The sequence below is a fragment of the Mycobacteriales bacterium genome (assembly GCA_035504215.1).
Lineage (GTDB): Bacteria > Actinomycetota > Actinomycetes > JAFAQI01 > JAFAQI01 > DATAUK01.
The window spans coordinates 1-14,602 of the sequence record DATJSI010000008.1; the positions used below are offsets into that span (position 1 = coordinate 1).

General features: G+C 69.9%; 14 protein-coding genes. 7 read left to right on the forward strand and 7 right to left on the reverse strand.

Features of this window, described 5'->3' with window-relative positions:
* The 3 genes from VME70_01000 to VME70_01010 all read right to left on the reverse strand — a co-directional run.
* A partial coding sequence (locus tag VME70_01000; GenBank protein HTW18772.1) for a multifunctional oxoglutarate decarboxylase/oxoglutarate dehydrogenase thiamine pyrophosphate-binding subunit/dihydrolipoyllysine-residue succinyltransferase subunit occupies window positions 1-1,850 on the reverse strand: 1,850 nt, incomplete at its 3' end.
* Between the two features lie 245 nt (window positions 1,851-2,095).
* On the reverse strand, window positions 2,096-2,443 hold the full coding sequence (locus VME70_01005; GenBank protein ID HTW18773.1) for a hypothetical protein: 348 nt from the start codon (window positions 2,441-2,443) through the stop codon (window positions 2,096-2,098).
* 7 nt (window positions 2,444-2,450) lie between these two features.
* Window positions 2,451-3,035 carry a TetR/AcrR family transcriptional regulator gene (locus VME70_01010; protein HTW18774.1) on the reverse strand — a complete coding sequence of 195 codons (585 nt, stop codon included), beginning with the start codon at window positions 3,033-3,035 and terminating at the stop codon, window positions 2,451-2,453.
* A gap of 148 nt (window positions 3,036-3,183) precedes the next feature.
* On the opposite strand from VME70_01010, the gene VME70_01015 reads away from it, so the two are divergent.
* The 3 genes from VME70_01015 to VME70_01025 all read left to right on the forward strand — a co-directional run bounded on the left by VME70_01015 (window position 3,184) and on the right by VME70_01025 (window position 6,221).
* Entirely contained in the window at window positions 3,184-4,680 is a 1,497-nt protein-coding gene (locus VME70_01015; GenBank protein HTW18775.1) for an MFS transporter, read from the forward strand.
* Window positions 4,681-4,746: 66 nt separating this feature from the next.
* The gene (locus VME70_01020) at window positions 4,747-5,502 is read left to right on the forward strand and encodes a lysophospholipid acyltransferase family protein (GenBank protein ID HTW18776.1); all 756 of its coding nucleotides are present in this window, start codon (window positions 4,747-4,749) and stop codon (window positions 5,500-5,502) included.
* Window positions 5,499-6,221: an alpha/beta fold hydrolase gene (locus VME70_01025; protein HTW18777.1), complete on the forward strand. Its 723-nt coding sequence runs from the start codon at window positions 5,499-5,501 to the stop codon at window positions 6,219-6,221. The genes VME70_01020 and VME70_01025 overlap by 4 nt, the downstream gene beginning before the upstream one ends.
* On the opposite strand, the gene VME70_01030 is transcribed toward VME70_01025, so the two are convergent.
* From VME70_01030 to VME70_01045, 4 genes are all read right to left on the reverse strand, one after another.
* The gene (locus VME70_01030) at window positions 6,171-8,732 is read right to left on the reverse strand and encodes an FtsX-like permease family protein (GenBank protein ID HTW18778.1); all 2,562 of its coding nucleotides are present in this window, start codon (window positions 8,730-8,732) and stop codon (window positions 6,171-6,173) included. The genes VME70_01025 and VME70_01030 overlap by 51 nt on opposite strands.
* A gap of 4 nt (window positions 8,733-8,736) precedes the next feature.
* Window positions 8,737-9,459, reverse strand: coding sequence for an ABC transporter ATP-binding protein (locus VME70_01035; GenBank protein ID HTW18779.1), 723 nt, complete (start codon window positions 9,457-9,459; stop codon window positions 8,737-8,739).
* Window positions 9,456-10,037 (reverse strand): PadR family transcriptional regulator, encoded by a 582-nt coding sequence (locus VME70_01040; protein HTW18780.1) that lies wholly within the window; start codon window positions 10,035-10,037, stop codon window positions 9,456-9,458. The genes VME70_01035 and VME70_01040 overlap by 4 nt, the downstream gene beginning before the upstream one ends.
* 88 nt (window positions 10,038-10,125) lie before the next feature.
* Entirely contained in the window at window positions 10,126-10,827 is a 702-nt protein-coding gene (locus VME70_01045; GenBank protein HTW18781.1) for a M24 family metallopeptidase, read from the reverse strand.
* Window positions 10,828-10,990: 163 nt separating this feature from the next.
* Here VME70_01045 and VME70_01050 point away from each other — a divergent pair, with 163 nt between their 5' ends.
* The 4 genes from VME70_01050 to VME70_01065 form a co-directional block, all read left to right on the forward strand.
* Window positions 10,991-12,496 (forward strand): DUF1800 domain-containing protein, encoded by a 1,506-nt coding sequence (locus VME70_01050; protein ID HTW18782.1) that lies wholly within the window; start codon window positions 10,991-10,993, stop codon window positions 12,494-12,496.
* On the forward strand, window positions 12,493-13,794 hold the full coding sequence (locus VME70_01055; protein HTW18783.1) for a DUF1501 domain-containing protein: 1,302 nt from the start codon (window positions 12,493-12,495) through the stop codon (window positions 13,792-13,794). Before VME70_01050 ends, VME70_01055 begins: the two co-directional genes overlap by 4 nt.
* A 35-nt stretch (window positions 13,795-13,829) precedes the next feature.
* A complete protein-coding gene (locus VME70_01060) occupies window positions 13,830-14,309 on the forward strand; it encodes a hypothetical protein (protein ID HTW18784.1) in 480 nt (159 codons plus the stop codon).
* Window positions 14,310-14,329: 20 nt separating this feature from the next.
* The coding region (locus tag VME70_01065) for a hypothetical protein (GenBank protein HTW18785.1) at window positions 14,330-14,602 on the forward strand (273 nt) is incomplete at its 3' end.

The following is a 14,602-nucleotide window of genomic DNA, read 5'->3' on the forward strand; positions in this document are numbered from 1 at the left end:
ATGCCCTCGACGACCGGGTCCACGGTCTCGAGATGGGACGGGTTCGAGGTGAGCGTGACCTTGACCTTCTCGCCGTCGAGCGCGGTGTAGGTGCCTTCCGCGCCGAGGTGGTACTTCACGTCGCCGGAGCCGTGCGCCGTACGAGGGTCCAGGTTGCCCTCGAACTCGGAGAAGATCTGGCCGAAGGACTTGCCGACGATGTTGGCGAGCACGTTGAGCCGGCCGCGGTGCGCCATGCCGACGACGACCTCGTCCATGTCGTCGTGCGCGGCGGCGGAGACCACCGCGTCGATCAGCGGGATGACCGACTCGCTGCCTTCGAGCGAGAACCGCTTCTGACCGACGAACTTGGTCTGCAGGAAGGTCTCGAACGCCTCGGCCTGGTTGAGCTTGCCGAGGATTCGCAGCTGTTCCTCGCGTGCCGGGCTGGCGTGCGGGCGCTCGACCCGGTCCTGGATCCACTTGCGCTGCTCGGGGTCCTGGATGTGCATGTACTCGATGCCGGTGGTGCGGCAGTACGAGTCGCGCAGGACACCGAGAATCTCGCGCAGCTTCATCAGCGGCTGCCCCCCGAAGCCGCCGGTCGGGAACTCGCGGTCGAGGTCCCACAGGGTGAGGCCGTGCGTCACGACGTCGAGGTCGGGATGGCGGCGCAGCTCGAACTCGAGCGGGTTCGTGTCGGCCATCAGATGGCCGCGTACCCGGTAGGCGTGGATCAGCTCGATGACGCGGGCCGGCTTGCCGACCTCCTCGTCGTGGGTGACGGGTATGTCCTCGGCCCAGCGGATCGGCTCGTAGGGAATCCGCAGCGCGGCGAAAACGTCGTCCCAGAAGCCGTCCGCGCCCAGCAGCAGCTGGTGCATCGCACGCAGGAACTCGCCGGACTCCGCGCCCTGGATGATCCGGTGATCGTAGGTCGAGGTGAGCGTGAGGATCTTGCTGACCGCGAGCCTGGCGAGGGTCTCCGGCGCGGCGCCCTGGAACTCCGCGGGGTACTCCATCGCGCCGACCCCGATGATCGCCCCCTGCCCGGCCATCAGCCGTGGCACCGAGTGCACTGTGCCGAGCGTGCCGGGGTTCGTGAGGCTGATCGTCGTACCTGCGAAGTCATCCGCGGACAAGGTGCCCGTGCGGGCCTTCCGCACGATCTCCTCGTACGAGGTCCAGAACTTCGAGAAGTCCATGGACTCGGCCTTCTTGATGCACGGCACGACCAGGCTGTGGCTGCCGTCGTCCTTGGCCAGGTCGATCGCCAGGCCGAGGTTCACGTGCTCGTGGTCGATGACCACCGGCTTTCCGTCTACGTCGGCGAACGAGCGGTTCATCACTGGCACGGCCGCGAGCGCACGCACCATCGCATAGCCGATCAGGTGGGTGAAGCTCACCTTGCCGCCGCGGCCGCGTCGCAGGTGGTTGTTGATGACCACCCGGTTGTCGATCAGTAGCTTCGCCGGTACGGCGCGAACGCTGGTGGCGATCGGGACGCCGAGGCTGGTCTGCATGTTGAGCACCGTGCGGGCGGCGGCGCCCTTGAGCGGACGGCTCACGGCGTCCGGGTCGGTCGTCGTCGGGGTGGGAGCGGACGCGGCGGCCGGCGCGGCGGCCGGCGCCGGTGTGGAAGCCGCCGGGGTCGAGGCAGCAGGGGTCGAGGCAGCGGGGGTCGAAGCCGCCGGCGTCGGGGGAGCCGGGGTCGAAGAGGCTGCTGCCGGCCCGGCGGTTACGGGCGCCGGCGCCGCCTGCGCAGGCGCTGTCGCCGAGCCGTTGGTCGGCGCCTGGTTGGCGTAGTCGGCGAAGAAGTCCCACCAGGCCGCATCGACGGAGTCCGGGTCCTTCAGATAGGCCTGGTACATCTCATAAACAAGCCATTCGTTGGGACCGAAGCCTGCGAACTGGTCGGCGTCGACAGTCACGGGAGGGGTCGCCTCTTTCGCGCGGGAGGGGTCGGATTACCGACCTCTCAGGCTACGCCCGCGCCACCTGCCCGCATGAGCACACAACCGGCCTCCGGCCGCGCGGCAAATCCGACTGCACAGGTCAAACCGACCGGCTCATCGGTCAGTTGTGTGCTGATGTGGTCAGCGGCGGTGCACGAACTTCAGTCGGACCAGGTGTCGTCGATGGCCGCGATCTTCACGTCGACCAGGCCGGTCGCAAGGCCTGCGGAGCGAACGTCGGCCTCACCGATGTCGGTGACCACGCCGCTGGAGCGCTTCGGCCACAGCAACCACAGGGCGCCCTTCGTCGCGAGCCGGTCCGGCAGGCTACCGGCGCGGCCTTCGAGGGCCAGCCGGTCCGGGCAGAACGCGACGACGACGTCGTACGGCTTCACCGTCGGCCGCCGGTGCAGCGACGGGAGCTGAGCCAGAACCGCGCCCGGTGCCGGACCGAGGACCAGAATGCGGTGCCCGGCGGCCATCCCGAGCTTCTCGGCAAGCGTCGGCATCCGGTGGTCAGTCGGCGGCCGGGCGGAGCAGGGGGATCAGGACGTCGTCGACGATCGCGACGACGTCGGCGTCGCGCACCGGTCGGCCGGTCTCGACCCGCTCGGCGTGCAGCAGCATCGGACCGAGCTCGGCGACCCGGTCGTTGAGCGCCTCCGGTCGCACCTCGCCGCGGTCAATCCCTCGCCGCAGCAGCTCGAACATCACCTGCTTGCGAGGTGCGACCAGCCGCTCGCGAACCGCGGCAGCCAGCTCGCTGTGGGTCTTCACGTCGCTCATGCAGGCGCGCATGACTCCGCCTTCGCTGCTGTTCAGATGCTTGGCGACCCGGCGCATGACCGTCAGCAGGTCGCCGCGGACGCTGCCGGTGTCCGGAGCAGCACCGAGCGAGGGCATGTAGGTCTCGATCGCGTCGAGCGCGAGCTCGAGCTTGTTCGGCCACCGCCGGTAGATGCTCGCCTTGCCGGTGTGGGCGCGCTCCGCGACGGCTTCGATCGTGAGCGCGTCGTACCCCGCGCTGGCCAGCTCGGCCATGGTGGCGGCCCGGATCGCGTCGACCAAGGCGTCACCCCGCCGGCGGATCGCGGTGGTCACGTGTGCAAGAATAAAGAACGGTTGCGTTTCTTACAAGGATCGACTACGGTGCCAGAATAAGGAACGGATCCGTTCACTGTGAAACGGTTCACCGTCTCGATCCGCTCACTGTTCGGAGTGGGCGTGCAGAACGTCTGAGGGGACTGTCGTGAGCACGACAACCGATACCCAGGTTTCCGCGGCCGGCGGCGGCGCGGCGCACAAGGTGCATCCCAAGCTGGCGCTGATGGTCATTGCGATGGCGCAGCTGATGGTCGTGCTCGACGCGACCATCGTGAACATTGCGCTGCCGCACATCCACACCGCCTTGCACTTCTCGGCGACCGGGCTTTCGTGGGTGCTCAACGCCTACACGCTGGTCTTCGGCGGCTTGCTGCTGCTCGGCGGTCGCACCGGCGACCTGTTCGGCCGGCGGCGGATGTTCATCATCGGCGTGCTCGTGTTCGCCCTCGCCAGCCTGGCCGGTGGCTTCGCCCAGGACAAGGGCTTCCTGCTTGCGATGCGGGCGATCCAGGGCGTCGGCGGCGCGATCGCTTCCCCGACCGCACTCGCTCTGGTCACCACGACGTTTCCCGAGGGCCCGGAACGCAACCAGGCGTTCGGTGTGTACGCCGCCGTCTCCGGCGCCGGTGCTGCAGTCGGCCTGATTCTCGGCGGCGTCCTGACCGACCTGCTCTCGTGGCGGTGGGTGCTGTTCGTCAACGCACCGATCGGTGTGGCTCTCGCGATCGCGGCGCCGATGGTCATCGTGGAGACCGAGCGGCGGCGCGCCGGGTCGTTGGATATCCAAGGCGCGGTCACCTCGACCGGCGGGATGGCGGCCCTGGTCTACGGCTTCATCCACGCCGCGACGTACAGCTGGAGCTCGACGACGACCATCCTCTCGTTCGCCATCGCCGTGGTCCTGCTCTCCGCGTTCGTCGTCATCGAGTCGAGGATCTCGAACCCGTTGATGCCACTGCGGTTGTTCCGATCGCGGGTCCGCGTCGGCAGCTACGTCGTCATGCTCATCCTCGGCGCAGCGGTGTTCGCGATGTTCTACTTCCTCACCCAGTTCGTCCAGCAGGTGATGGGCTACTCGCCGCTGAAGGCGGGCTTCGCCTTCCTGCCGGTGAGCGCGGTGATCATCGTCGTTGCGCAGGTCGTGAGCCGGCTGGTCAGCAAGCTCGGCCCGCAAGCGCTCATCATCGCCGGGATCCTGCTGACCGGGTTCGGCCTGGTGTTCCTGTCCTCGCTGGCTCCGGACTCGTCGTACGTCGGTCACGTTCTTCCGGCGATCAGCCTGATCGCGGTCGGGATGGGCTGCGTCTTCGTCCCGATCACGCTGACCGCCGTGGGCGGGGTCGAGCCGCAGGACTCGGGCATTGCGTCGGCGATGCTGAACGTCGGCCAGCAGATCGGCGGAACGATCGGACTGTCCGCGCTCGTCACCGTGTTCAGCCGCGCCTACACCCATGATGCGACCGCGAACGCCGGGACGCTGAGTCCGGCCGCACTGGCCCAGCATGCGTTCACCCATGGCGCCGATGCGGCCTTCAAGGCTGGTGCGATCTTTGCCGCCTTCGGGCTGATCGCGGCCTTCTTCCTGATCCGGATCCAGCCGGGTGACGTACCCGAGGGCGAGCTCGCCGCTCCGGTCGCCTGACCCGCCCGCGCCACGCCACGGTGACCTGACGCGAACCGTGGTGGCCGGGCACGCGAAGATCATGGTGTGACCGAACGTGTCTATGCAGGGGTGATCCGTACCGCGATCGGTTTATTCCGCGCGCTCGACTTCCAGTTCGAGATCGAGGGCGTCGAGCACCTGCCGGACTCCGGCGGTGCCGTGCTCGCCTCGAACCACGTCAGCTACTTCGACTTCATGTTCGTCGGATACGCCGCACTGCCGAAGCACCGGCTGGTGCGGTTCATGGCGAAGAAAGCGGTGTTCGACAACCCGGTGTCCGGGCCACTGATGCGGGCCATGCACCACATTCCGGTCGACCGTGCCGCGGGTGCGGGCGCGTACGCCGAGGCGGTTCGGGTGGTGCGCGACGGCGAGCTGGTCGGCGTGTTCCCGGAGTCGACGATCAGCCGGGCGTTCGTCCCTCGCACGTTGAAGTCGGGTGCAGCACGAATGGCGATGGATGCGGACGTGCCGTTGCTGCCGGTCGTCGTGTGGGGCGGCCAGCGCGTATGGACGACGGGTCATCGGCCGCGACCGCGGCGGCACGTCCCGGTCGTCGTGAAGATCGGCGCCCCGATCGAGCGCACCGGATCCGAGACCGCGATGGACCTGACCAGGGTGCTGCACGAACGGCTGACGAAGCTGGTCGAAGAGGTCCAGCGGGCCTATCCGCCGCCGGCGAGCGCCGCCGACTCGTGGTGGCAGCCGGCGTACCTCGGGGGCAGCGCACCGACGCTCGAGCAGGCGCGGCCGATCGAGCTCGCCGCGCTCGCCCGCAAGCGCGCCAAACGCGGACGGTGACCGAACCGGGCGCCATCGCCGGGCCACCGACGCCGTCGGTCGTCATCAGGCCGGCGGACGGGGCGACGGCGGCCGTGGTGCTCGTGTTGCCCGGCGGTCGCGCGCGCAGCTATGCACCCAGCGAATCGCGACACCTGACCGTCCTTCGGATGCGTCCGTTCGCCGCGATGCTCCATCGTCGCGGTCGCCGCCACGGCTTGGAGGTGCGGCAGCTGCGTTACCGCTATCGCGGGTGGAACGATCCGGAGCGCTCGCCGGTCGCCGACGTGCGGTGGGCGCTCGAGCAGGTGCGCGCTGCACACGGCGACGTGCCGGTCGCGCTGGTCGGGCATTCGATGGGCGGCCGGACCGCGTTCGCCGTGGGCGGCGACCCCGGCGTCCGGGGAGTCTGTGCGCTCGCGCCGTGGGTCGTCGACAACGACCCGATCAACCAGCTCGCGGGCACGCCGGTGCTGATCGCGCACGGGACGCTCGACCGGGTGACCTCACCGCGCGCCTCCCGGCAACGCGCGGCGCAGCTCGCCGCGATCGGTGCCACGGTGGGCTACCTGCCGGTGCGCGGCGACGTGCACGCGATGGTGTTCCGCTGGCGGCTGTGGAACCGCGTCACCGTCGGCTTCACTCTCGGCGTGCTGGACATCGCGCCGATGCCGCCGTGGATCGGACGGCTACTCCAGTGCGGTGCGACCGAGGCCGGCCGGCTCGCGGCCGGCGACTAGCCAGGCGGCGAGCCCGCCCGCCGCCGGCAGGCCCACGAGCAGGATCACCAGATCGAGGACCGGTACGCGGCCGAGCGGGGTGAGGTTGCTGCGGTACCAGGCGAGCAAGGCGGCATAGGCGCCGGCCGTGCCGAGCAGGGCTCCGAGCAGCGCAAGGGCGGCAGCCGTCGCGGCCGTGACGGTACGGCGAGCCGCGGCGCCGGCTCCGTTGGCGGCGAGCGTGCGTAGGTCGCGCGCGGTCTCGCTGCGAATGAGGCCGACGGTCATGGCGAGTACGCCGAGGGCGAGCAGCAGGCCGGCGAGCGTGGCCCAGGTCTGCGTCTCCGCCAGCGAGTGCTTCGAGTCGCGCCGCTCGACGTACAGCCCGGCCGCCGCCGCGGCATGTTGGGCAGCGGCGATCTGTGCGGCGCTCAGGGCATGCGGGGTCTGGACCAGCCAGCCGGCCGGGGCGGGGCGCATTCCGAGCAGGTTCATCGCATGGCTGGTGATCAGTGCACTCGGTGCAGAGGTGTACGCCGGCAGCCCGTGGAGCCTCGTGATCGCGGGGTGCGCCAGCCCGTAGGACTGCGTGGGGTTCTGCCGGGCGGGATCGAACACCTGCAGACCGAGGGCGTCCGGTCGTCCGGTGAGCACGTCGGCCGAGGAGCCCGCGAGAGCGGCCGGCAGGCCGAAGTGCTCGAGCACCGCAGGCGTGGCGACGTACAACGTGTCCATCGCGGAGACACTGATGCCGCCGCGGTTGTTCGTCGTCACGCTCGCGAGGCTCGCGGTCAGGTAGCTGTTGGGCTGACCGTTGGTGCCGCCGGGGCCGGCCGGGCCGACGCTGACCCGGCTCGAGCCGCCGGAGCCGGTGGCCGGCTGCACGTACACCTCGCCGCCGTTGCGGGCGCGGGCTTGGGCCAGGGGCAGCACACTCGCCCCGATGGCTGCGGCGAGCCGGTGCACCTGTGCGGTCGCGGTCGACAGCTGCCCCGTGCTGAGCACCGGCACCTGGGCGTTGCCCGGCTCGGAACGAGAAAGGTAGACGACGAGCTGGTTGCGCGGCAGGTTTCCCGCACTCGCCGCCGGCCGCGCGGCCGCCGCAGCGATCGAGATCGTGGCCGCGATACCGACCGCGAGCGTGATCGCGCTGAGCGCGGCGCCGGACCGGGCCCGGAACCGCGCCAGGTCGCGGACGGCGAGCCGCACCGGGACCGGCGTTCGACCGGCGGTGGCGCCCATCGCGGTGAGCGCGATCGGCGCGAGCAGCACCATGCCGACCGGCGTGGCCAGCGTTCCGCCGATGATGAACGCCGCTCGGTGGTCGTGGCTGCCGAACGCCAGCAGTACGACGCCGATCGCGACCAGCGTTGCCCCGGCGGCGGCGAAGCGATGCGCGGGCTGCGGGCGAGGCACTCGACCCGACAGCGCGGAGATGACCGACACCCGCGCCACTGCACGGGCCGGCCACCAGGCCGCGCCGATCGCGGTGACCAGCGCGAGCAGCATCGCGGCGGCGATCGCCCACCACGGAAGGTCGAACCGGTCGATCCGCTGGTTGATGAGCGACTGCAGCGCCGGGGCCAGCGCGAACCACGCCGCGATGCCGACCGCGGCGCCGAGGATCGCCGAAGTCGCTCCGACCGCCGCGCCGTTGGCGAGCATGACGCGACGCAGCTGCCGGTCGCTCGCGCCGACCGCGCCGAGCATGCCGAGGGCTCGCATCCGGCGCTGGGCAAGAACCGTGAAGCCGGCCATCGCGAGCAACCCGACGAACAGCAGACCCAGCGTGCCGAGGATGAGCACGATCGCGGCGCTCGCCGCCTTGCCGGCACCGCCTCGGCTGCTGATGTCCAGCCCGCGACCGCCCGGAAGGCGGAAGTCCTGGACCTGTGCGCGGCTTGCGTCGACCAGAATCGAGACGGACTGCGGCGGGTTCGCCTGCCCGGGTGCGACCATCGCGAACTCGTCGAGCAGGTTGAGCGGGTTCTCCACCAGACCGACGACTCGATAGGTGCGGCCCAGTGCTCGCCAGCTGCTCCCGATCGACAGGTTGAAGGTCTTCGCGACCGAGGAGGTGACGGCGACCTCGCCGGCCGCGGTCGGAAACCGACCGTGGTCCAGGCGCAGCGTGGGGCGTCCATACGCGGCGGTCGGGCGCTCGGCGCGCAGGTCGACGCTTGCGATGGAGCCGGGAATCGGCACCGACTGATGCGCGATCACGTCGACGGTGCCGAACTCGCGCGTGATGTCGGCGAGGTCCGCCGACAAGGTGGGATCGGATCCCTGCAGGGTCAGGATGGTGTTCGCCGTACCGAAGGTGGGGTCGGGTTTGAGGCCGGCGGCGTTCGTCGCGGTGCCGAGACCCACGATGATCGCGGCGAGCGCGACAACGAGCAGGCCGATGATGAGAAGCTGCCGCTGCCACTCACGGCGGAACAGTCGCCAGGCCCACCGTGTGACCGCTCGCCGTGCGGCCCGGCTGTTGTCGGGACGGGCCGCGACCGGGCGATCGGTCAGGGTCGAGGTCATGCCGTCAGGCCCGGCGTTCGTGGGCGAGGAGCGACTCGGGTCCCGGTGGTGGCGACGTCTGGTCGACGACCGCGCCGTCACGGAGGAACACGACCCGGTCGGCCCACGACGCGAGCTGAGCATCGTGGGTGACCACGACACCCGCGACACCGTTGTGGCACGCGGTGCGGATCATCCGCATCACGGCCTCGCCGTTCGCCGAGTCGAGCGCACCGGACGGCTCGTCGGCAAGCAGCAGCGAGCGGTCCCCGACGATCGCGCGGGCGATCGCGACCCGCTGGCGTTCGCCGCCGGACAGCTCGTCCGGCATCCGGTCGGCGCGCGCGGACAGTCCGAGGTCGTCGAGGACGGCCAGGGCGGTGGCACGAGCGGCCCGGGCCGCGGTGCCGTCGAGCTCCAGCGGAAGCGACACGTTCTCGGCCGCGGTGAGTCCGGCGAGCAGGTTGAAGTCCTGGAACACGAACCCGACGAAGCGCCGGCGGACCCTCGCGCGGTCCGCTCGGGACATTCCCGAGACGACCGCACCCCCCAGGACGACCTCGCCGCCGGTGGGATCCTCCAGGGTGCCGGCGATCGTCAGCAGCGTGCTTTTGCCGGAGCCACTCGGCCCCATGACGGCGACCAGCTCGCCGCGGTCGACGGCGAGGGTGACGTCGTGCAGGGCACGCACCTCGGTCGGCCCTTCGCCGTACTTCTTCGAGACCGTGCGCAGCTCCAGGATGCTCATCGTGGTGCTCCTGCCTTTCGTGGCAGCCTCGGCAGCGCGGCCGTCGACCGTGCGGGTGGGTCGTCTGCGGAGCGCTTGATCCGGCCGTCCGCCGCATCCAGCCAGCGAATCGCCGAGTCGAGCCGGAACAGCTCGGCATCGACCACGAGCGCGAAGTTGAGATCCCGGTCGGCCGAGTACTCCTTCAGCCGGGTCCACTCCTGCATCAGCTCGACCAGGTAACGCCGGTGCGACTGGATCACCTCGCGGATGTCCACGCCCGGCACGCGCAGCGCGATCAGCACCTTGATGACCAGCTCGTCGCGGGGTGGTGAGGACAGGTCCGGGGGAGTCCGCAGCCAGGACGCCAGCTCGGTCTCGCCGTCGTCGGTGATCCGGAACCCCTTCTGGGGTCCGCCGTCCTCGTCACCGTCGGACTCGACCAGTCCGTCCCGTTCCAGGCGTTGCAGGGTCGTGTAGACCTGCCCGACGTTCAGCGGCCAGACCTCGCCGGTGTTGGCCTCGAACTCCTGCCGCAGCTGCAGGCCGTACTTCGGGCCCTCGCTGAGCAGGGCGAGCAGCGCGTGCCGGACGCTCATCGTTGTCTCCAGCCGGTAGAATACTGGGTATAGTACGGAGCGCCGACGGCGCTGTCCAGCGAAATCAGCGAGTGGTGGGGAGGGCCGCTCAGCCGAGATCGAGCAGCTGCTCGTAGAAGCCGCCGATCTCCCGCTCGCGGTCGACCAGATGGATCTCGAGGATCCAGTGGCAGATCCGGCCGAGCCGGTCGCGGCCGCGCATCCGACGGTCGTTGCCCGGGATGATGTCGGAGTAGCGCTCGTCGCCCTCGTTGTCCTCGTGCGGGAACTCGCCGACGAGGTGGCCGGCGATCCGGCCGCCCCACTCCCAGCCGGCGCGGTGGGCGAGGTCGACCACGTGGTCGAACAGCTGCTCGCCGGTGATGTCGTCGTTGGCCGCGAAGTGCGCACGCCCGGCATCGAAGATGACCGGCAGGTCCGCACACAGCCGGAGCTTCACCGGGTCGTCGCCGAGAACGTACGTGCGGCCGAAATCGGCCTCCCACTCCTCGAAGATCGGGCCGAAGTCGCAGAAGACGATGTCATCGGCCTCGATCACTCGCTCCGGCGGGTTCATGCGGTAGGGCTGCAGGGTGTTCGGGCCGGCTCGGACGATGCGCTTGTGCCAGTGCCGCTGCACGCCGAATCGTTCGGCGGCGAGGTCGCGGATCGCGTCGCTCGCGGCCCGCTCGCTGACCCCCGGCGCGATGATCCCGCGCGACTCCACCTCGGCGAACAGCTCGGTGGCCTTCGCCTGGGCATCCAGCAGGCGTTCGACCCGCAGCTGTTCGGCGTCGGTGGCGGTTCCCACGACGTGCACGTTAACAACGCGGTCGATCCGCGAGCGGCGCAGGGCAGCTCCGGGCAGCTACGGCAAACGGGGGAATCGCGCGCGAGCGTCCGGAGCAGCTGAATCGGGCGCACGCGGGTGCCGATAGGGGACTGTGCCGGTCACCCGTCGACAGTTCGGTGCGATGACCGGCGCCGCGGTCGTCGCCGCGTCGGCCACGGGGACGCAGACCGCCTGGGCCGCGCCGGCGCATCACAAGCATCGCGCCGCCCACCATCACGACAAGCCGTCGGCGGTTGCCCACCTGCTCCGGCGGGCGACGTACGGCGCAACTCCCGAGCTCGCCCAGGCGGTCGAGAAGCAGGGGATGACGGCCTGGCTCGAGGACCAGCTGCATCCCGGCCGGGTGCCCGACCACGCAATGGACGAGCTGCTCAAGCGCTGGCCGAGCCTCAAGTGGAACACCTGGCAGGTTCACGAACACCTGTCGGACGGGGCCTGGGACGTCATGTTCGACCTGGTCGACACGCACATCGCGCGCGCGATCTGGTCGAAGCGCCAGCTGCTCGAGATCATGGTCGACTTCTGGTCGAACCACCTCAACGTGACCTGTCCGAGCAGCGATGTGTGGGACAGCCGGCATCTGTTCGACCGCGAGGTCATCCGCAAGCACGCGTTCGGGCGCTTCAGCGACATGCTCTGTGACACCGGCCGCGCGCCCGCGATGCTCAACTATCTCGGCAACGCGGAGAGCACCGGCGCAGCGCCGAACGAGAACTGGGGCCGCGAGCTGCTCGAGCTGCACACGGTAGGCATCCAGGCCGGCTACTCGCAGAAGGACGTGCACAACAGCGCACTGATTCTCACCGGGCTCTCGGTGGAGCCGGACGGCGGCCAGTTCGAGTACAAGCCTTGGATGCACTACGTCGGGCACGTCAAGGTCATGGGCTTCCACTCGGCCAACCACTCGGCCACCAAGGGCGAGCAGGTCGCGATGGCCTACCTGCGCTACCTCGCACACCACCCGAGCACTGCGCGCCACATCGCGACCAAGCTGGTGACCCGCTTCGTCTGTGACGAGCCGCCGCGTTCACTGGTCGACCGCCTCGCTGCGACGTATCGGCGGAACGGGACGGCGATCGTTCCCGTGCTGCGCGAGCTGTTCGCCTCGCACGAGTTCGCGCACTCCGTCAACGAGAAGGTGCGCACGCCGTACGAGGACTTCGTGGCGACGTTGCGCCTATTGCGGATCGGTCCGCCGCACAAGGGAACCGCCGCGGTCCGTGACCTGCAGTGGTTGACCAGCACGATCGGTCAGCCGCCGCTGGGCTGGCATGCGCCCAACGGGTACGCCGACACGGCCGCGTCGTGGGCATCGACCTCCGCGACCCTCGGCAAGTGGAACCTGCACGTCGGCCTCGCCGGTCAGTGGTGGCCACAGAAGCTGCGCTACACCAAGCTCGACCACTTCGTCCCGAAGCCGCTGCCGGCAACGCACGGGCGGCTGGTCGACGCGTTGGCGAGCTCGCTGAACGTGCCGAAGCTGAACACCGTGCAGCGGGCGGCGATCACCGCGTTCGTCGACGAGAAGCCGTCGTCCCCGCTCGCCGCCGGCGACGCAGCGGTGACCTGGCGGCTGCCCTACCTCGTCGCGCTGGTTCTCGACTCCTCGCATCAGGCGCTGCGATGAACGTCGACCTGAACGCGACGCCTGGGGCCGACGGCGGCACGATGTGCACGGACTGCGAGCGGGCACGGCTCAGCCGGCGTGGCTTCCTCGGCGGCGCGGCCGGGCTTGCGGCGCTCGGAATGGTGAGTGGCTTCGGTCCGTTCGGCTCGACCCAGCTCGCCTTCGCCGACTCCTCCTACGACGGCGACGTGCTTGTCGTGGTCAGCCTGCGCGGAGGCTTCGACGGGCTGTCCGCGGTGGTGCCGGCCGGCGACCCGAACTACGCGCCCAACCGGCCGTCGATCGGCGTACCGAGCTCGCAGCTGTTCACGCTCGACTCGATGTTCGGGATGAACCAGGCGCTGGCGCCGCTGATCCCGTTCTGGAACGCCGGCCAGCTCGCGTTCGTGCACGCGGTCGGGCAGAAGGATCCGACCATGTCGCACTTCGAGGCGATGGAAGAGATGGAGCGCGCCGCACCGGGGTCGTCCGTGCGCACGGGCTGGATCGACCGGATGGCAGGCGTGACGGGCACCGGCACCCCGTTCGCCGCCACCTCGGTTGGTCCGGCAACCGCCCCGTCGTCGATGAGCGGCAGCTACCCGGTGACCGCCATGCAGTCGCTCAGCTCGTTCTCGTTGAGCGGGGCCAGCTCGCAGGACGTCGCGTCGTGGCACACGGCACTGCGCAAGCTCCAGCACGGCGCGCCGTCGACGATCGCGGATCCCGCGGTCACGACGTTGGCGGCGTTGAAGACGACGCAGTCGCTCTCGGCGCAGAAGTACACGCCCGCGAACGGTGCGACGTACCCGAACGACGACGTCGGCGGATCGCTGAGCAGCGTTGCGCAGCTGATCAAGGCCGGTGTCGGCCTGCGGGTCGCGGCGGTCGACTGCGGCAACTGGGACATGCACGTCGGCATGGGTACGCCGACGAACGGCTGGATGTACTCGAACCTGACCGGGCTCGGCCAGGCGCTGGCCGCCTTTGCGACCGACCTCGGGTCCGCGTTCGCGAATGTCGCGGTCGTGACGCTGTCGGAGTTCGGCCGGCGCGTGATGGAGAACGACTCGCAAGGGCTCGACCATGGACACGGCAACGCCGTCTTCGTGCTCGGCGGCGGCGTAAAGGGCGGCGCTGTCTACGGTCGCTGGCCGGGGCTCGCCAACGACGACCTCGTCCTCGGCAACCTCAAGGGCGCGACGGACTACCGCACGATCCTCGCCGAGCTGCTCGAGAAGCGCTGCGGCCTGAGCACGACCAGGGTGTTCCCCGGCCTCGGCAGCACCAGGCTCGGATTGGCGAACGCCCGCACCTGACCCGCTTGTCGGTGGCCCGGGATAGAACCGAGCCCATGGATGCGATCAGCCACGACTTCGACTTCGTCTTCGGGCGCTGGAACGTGCACAACCGCAAGCTGCGCGATGTCACCGATCCGGACTGCACGGAGTGGGTGGAGTTCGAGGCGACCAGCGAGGCGTTCCCGATCCTCGAAGGGGTCGGACACGTGGATCGCATCTACGTGCCCGACCCGCCGGACGGCCCGCCGTTCGAAGGTTTCACCCTGCGCCTGTACGACGCAGAGTCGGCGGCGTGGAGCATCTGGTGGAGCTCGACCCGGGCGCCCGGCCGGCTCGACCCGCCAGTCGTCGGACGGTTCGCCGACGGCGTCGGCGAGTTCGGCTGCGAGGACGTCGTCGCCGGCCGCCCGGTGCGCGTTCGGTTCACCTGGACCACGAATGAAGTGCATCCGGTCTGGCGGCAGGCGTTCTGCGACGACGGCGCGACCGACTGGCGAACCAATTGGGAGATGACGCTGACGCGTCGGCCCTAGGAGTACCGTCAGTCTCGCTCATGCACGCCATCGATCTCATCATCGGCCTCGGGTGGATCGTCTTCTGGGTCGGTTGGCTGGCCGCGGCGGTGGCCACCAGATCGGGCCGGTCCAACTGGGGTCGCTACGCCGGCCTCCGGTTCGTCTTCATCCTGCTCATCCTGCTGGCCGGACGAGGCCGCTCCTTCAGGCACACGAGCACGCACAGCCCGGTCATGGCCGGAGTCGGCCTCGCGATGTTCTTCCTCGGCCTGGCGGTGGCGGTGTGGGCGCGCGTGAACCTCGGACGCAAC

What these genes read in the sequence shown, in the direction of transcription:
- VME70_01050 (HTW18782.1), top strand. Translation starts at nt 10,991, where the DNA reads ATGACCGGCGCCGCGGTCGTCGCCGCGTCGGCCACGGGGACGCAGACC.
- VME70_01005 (HTW18773.1), bottom strand. Translation starts at nt 2,443, where the DNA reads ATGCCGACGCTTGCCGAGAAGCTCGGGATGGCCGCCGGGCACCGCATT.
- VME70_01030 (HTW18778.1), bottom strand. Translation starts at nt 8,732, where the DNA reads ATGACCTCGACCCTGACCGATCGCCCGGTCGCGGCCCGTCCCGACAAC.
- VME70_01040 (HTW18780.1), bottom strand. Translation starts at nt 10,037, where the DNA reads ATGAGCGTCCGGCACGCGCTGCTCGCCCTGCTCAGCGAGGGCCCGAAG.
- VME70_01060 (HTW18784.1), top strand. Translation starts at nt 13,830, where the DNA reads ATGGATGCGATCAGCCACGACTTCGACTTCGTCTTCGGGCGCTGGAAC.
- VME70_01055 (HTW18783.1), top strand. Translation starts at nt 12,493, where the DNA reads ATGAACGTCGACCTGAACGCGACGCCTGGGGCCGACGGCGGCACGATG.
- VME70_01035 (HTW18779.1), bottom strand. Translation starts at nt 9,459, where the DNA reads ATGAGCATCCTGGAGCTGCGCACGGTCTCGAAGAAGTACGGCGAAGGG.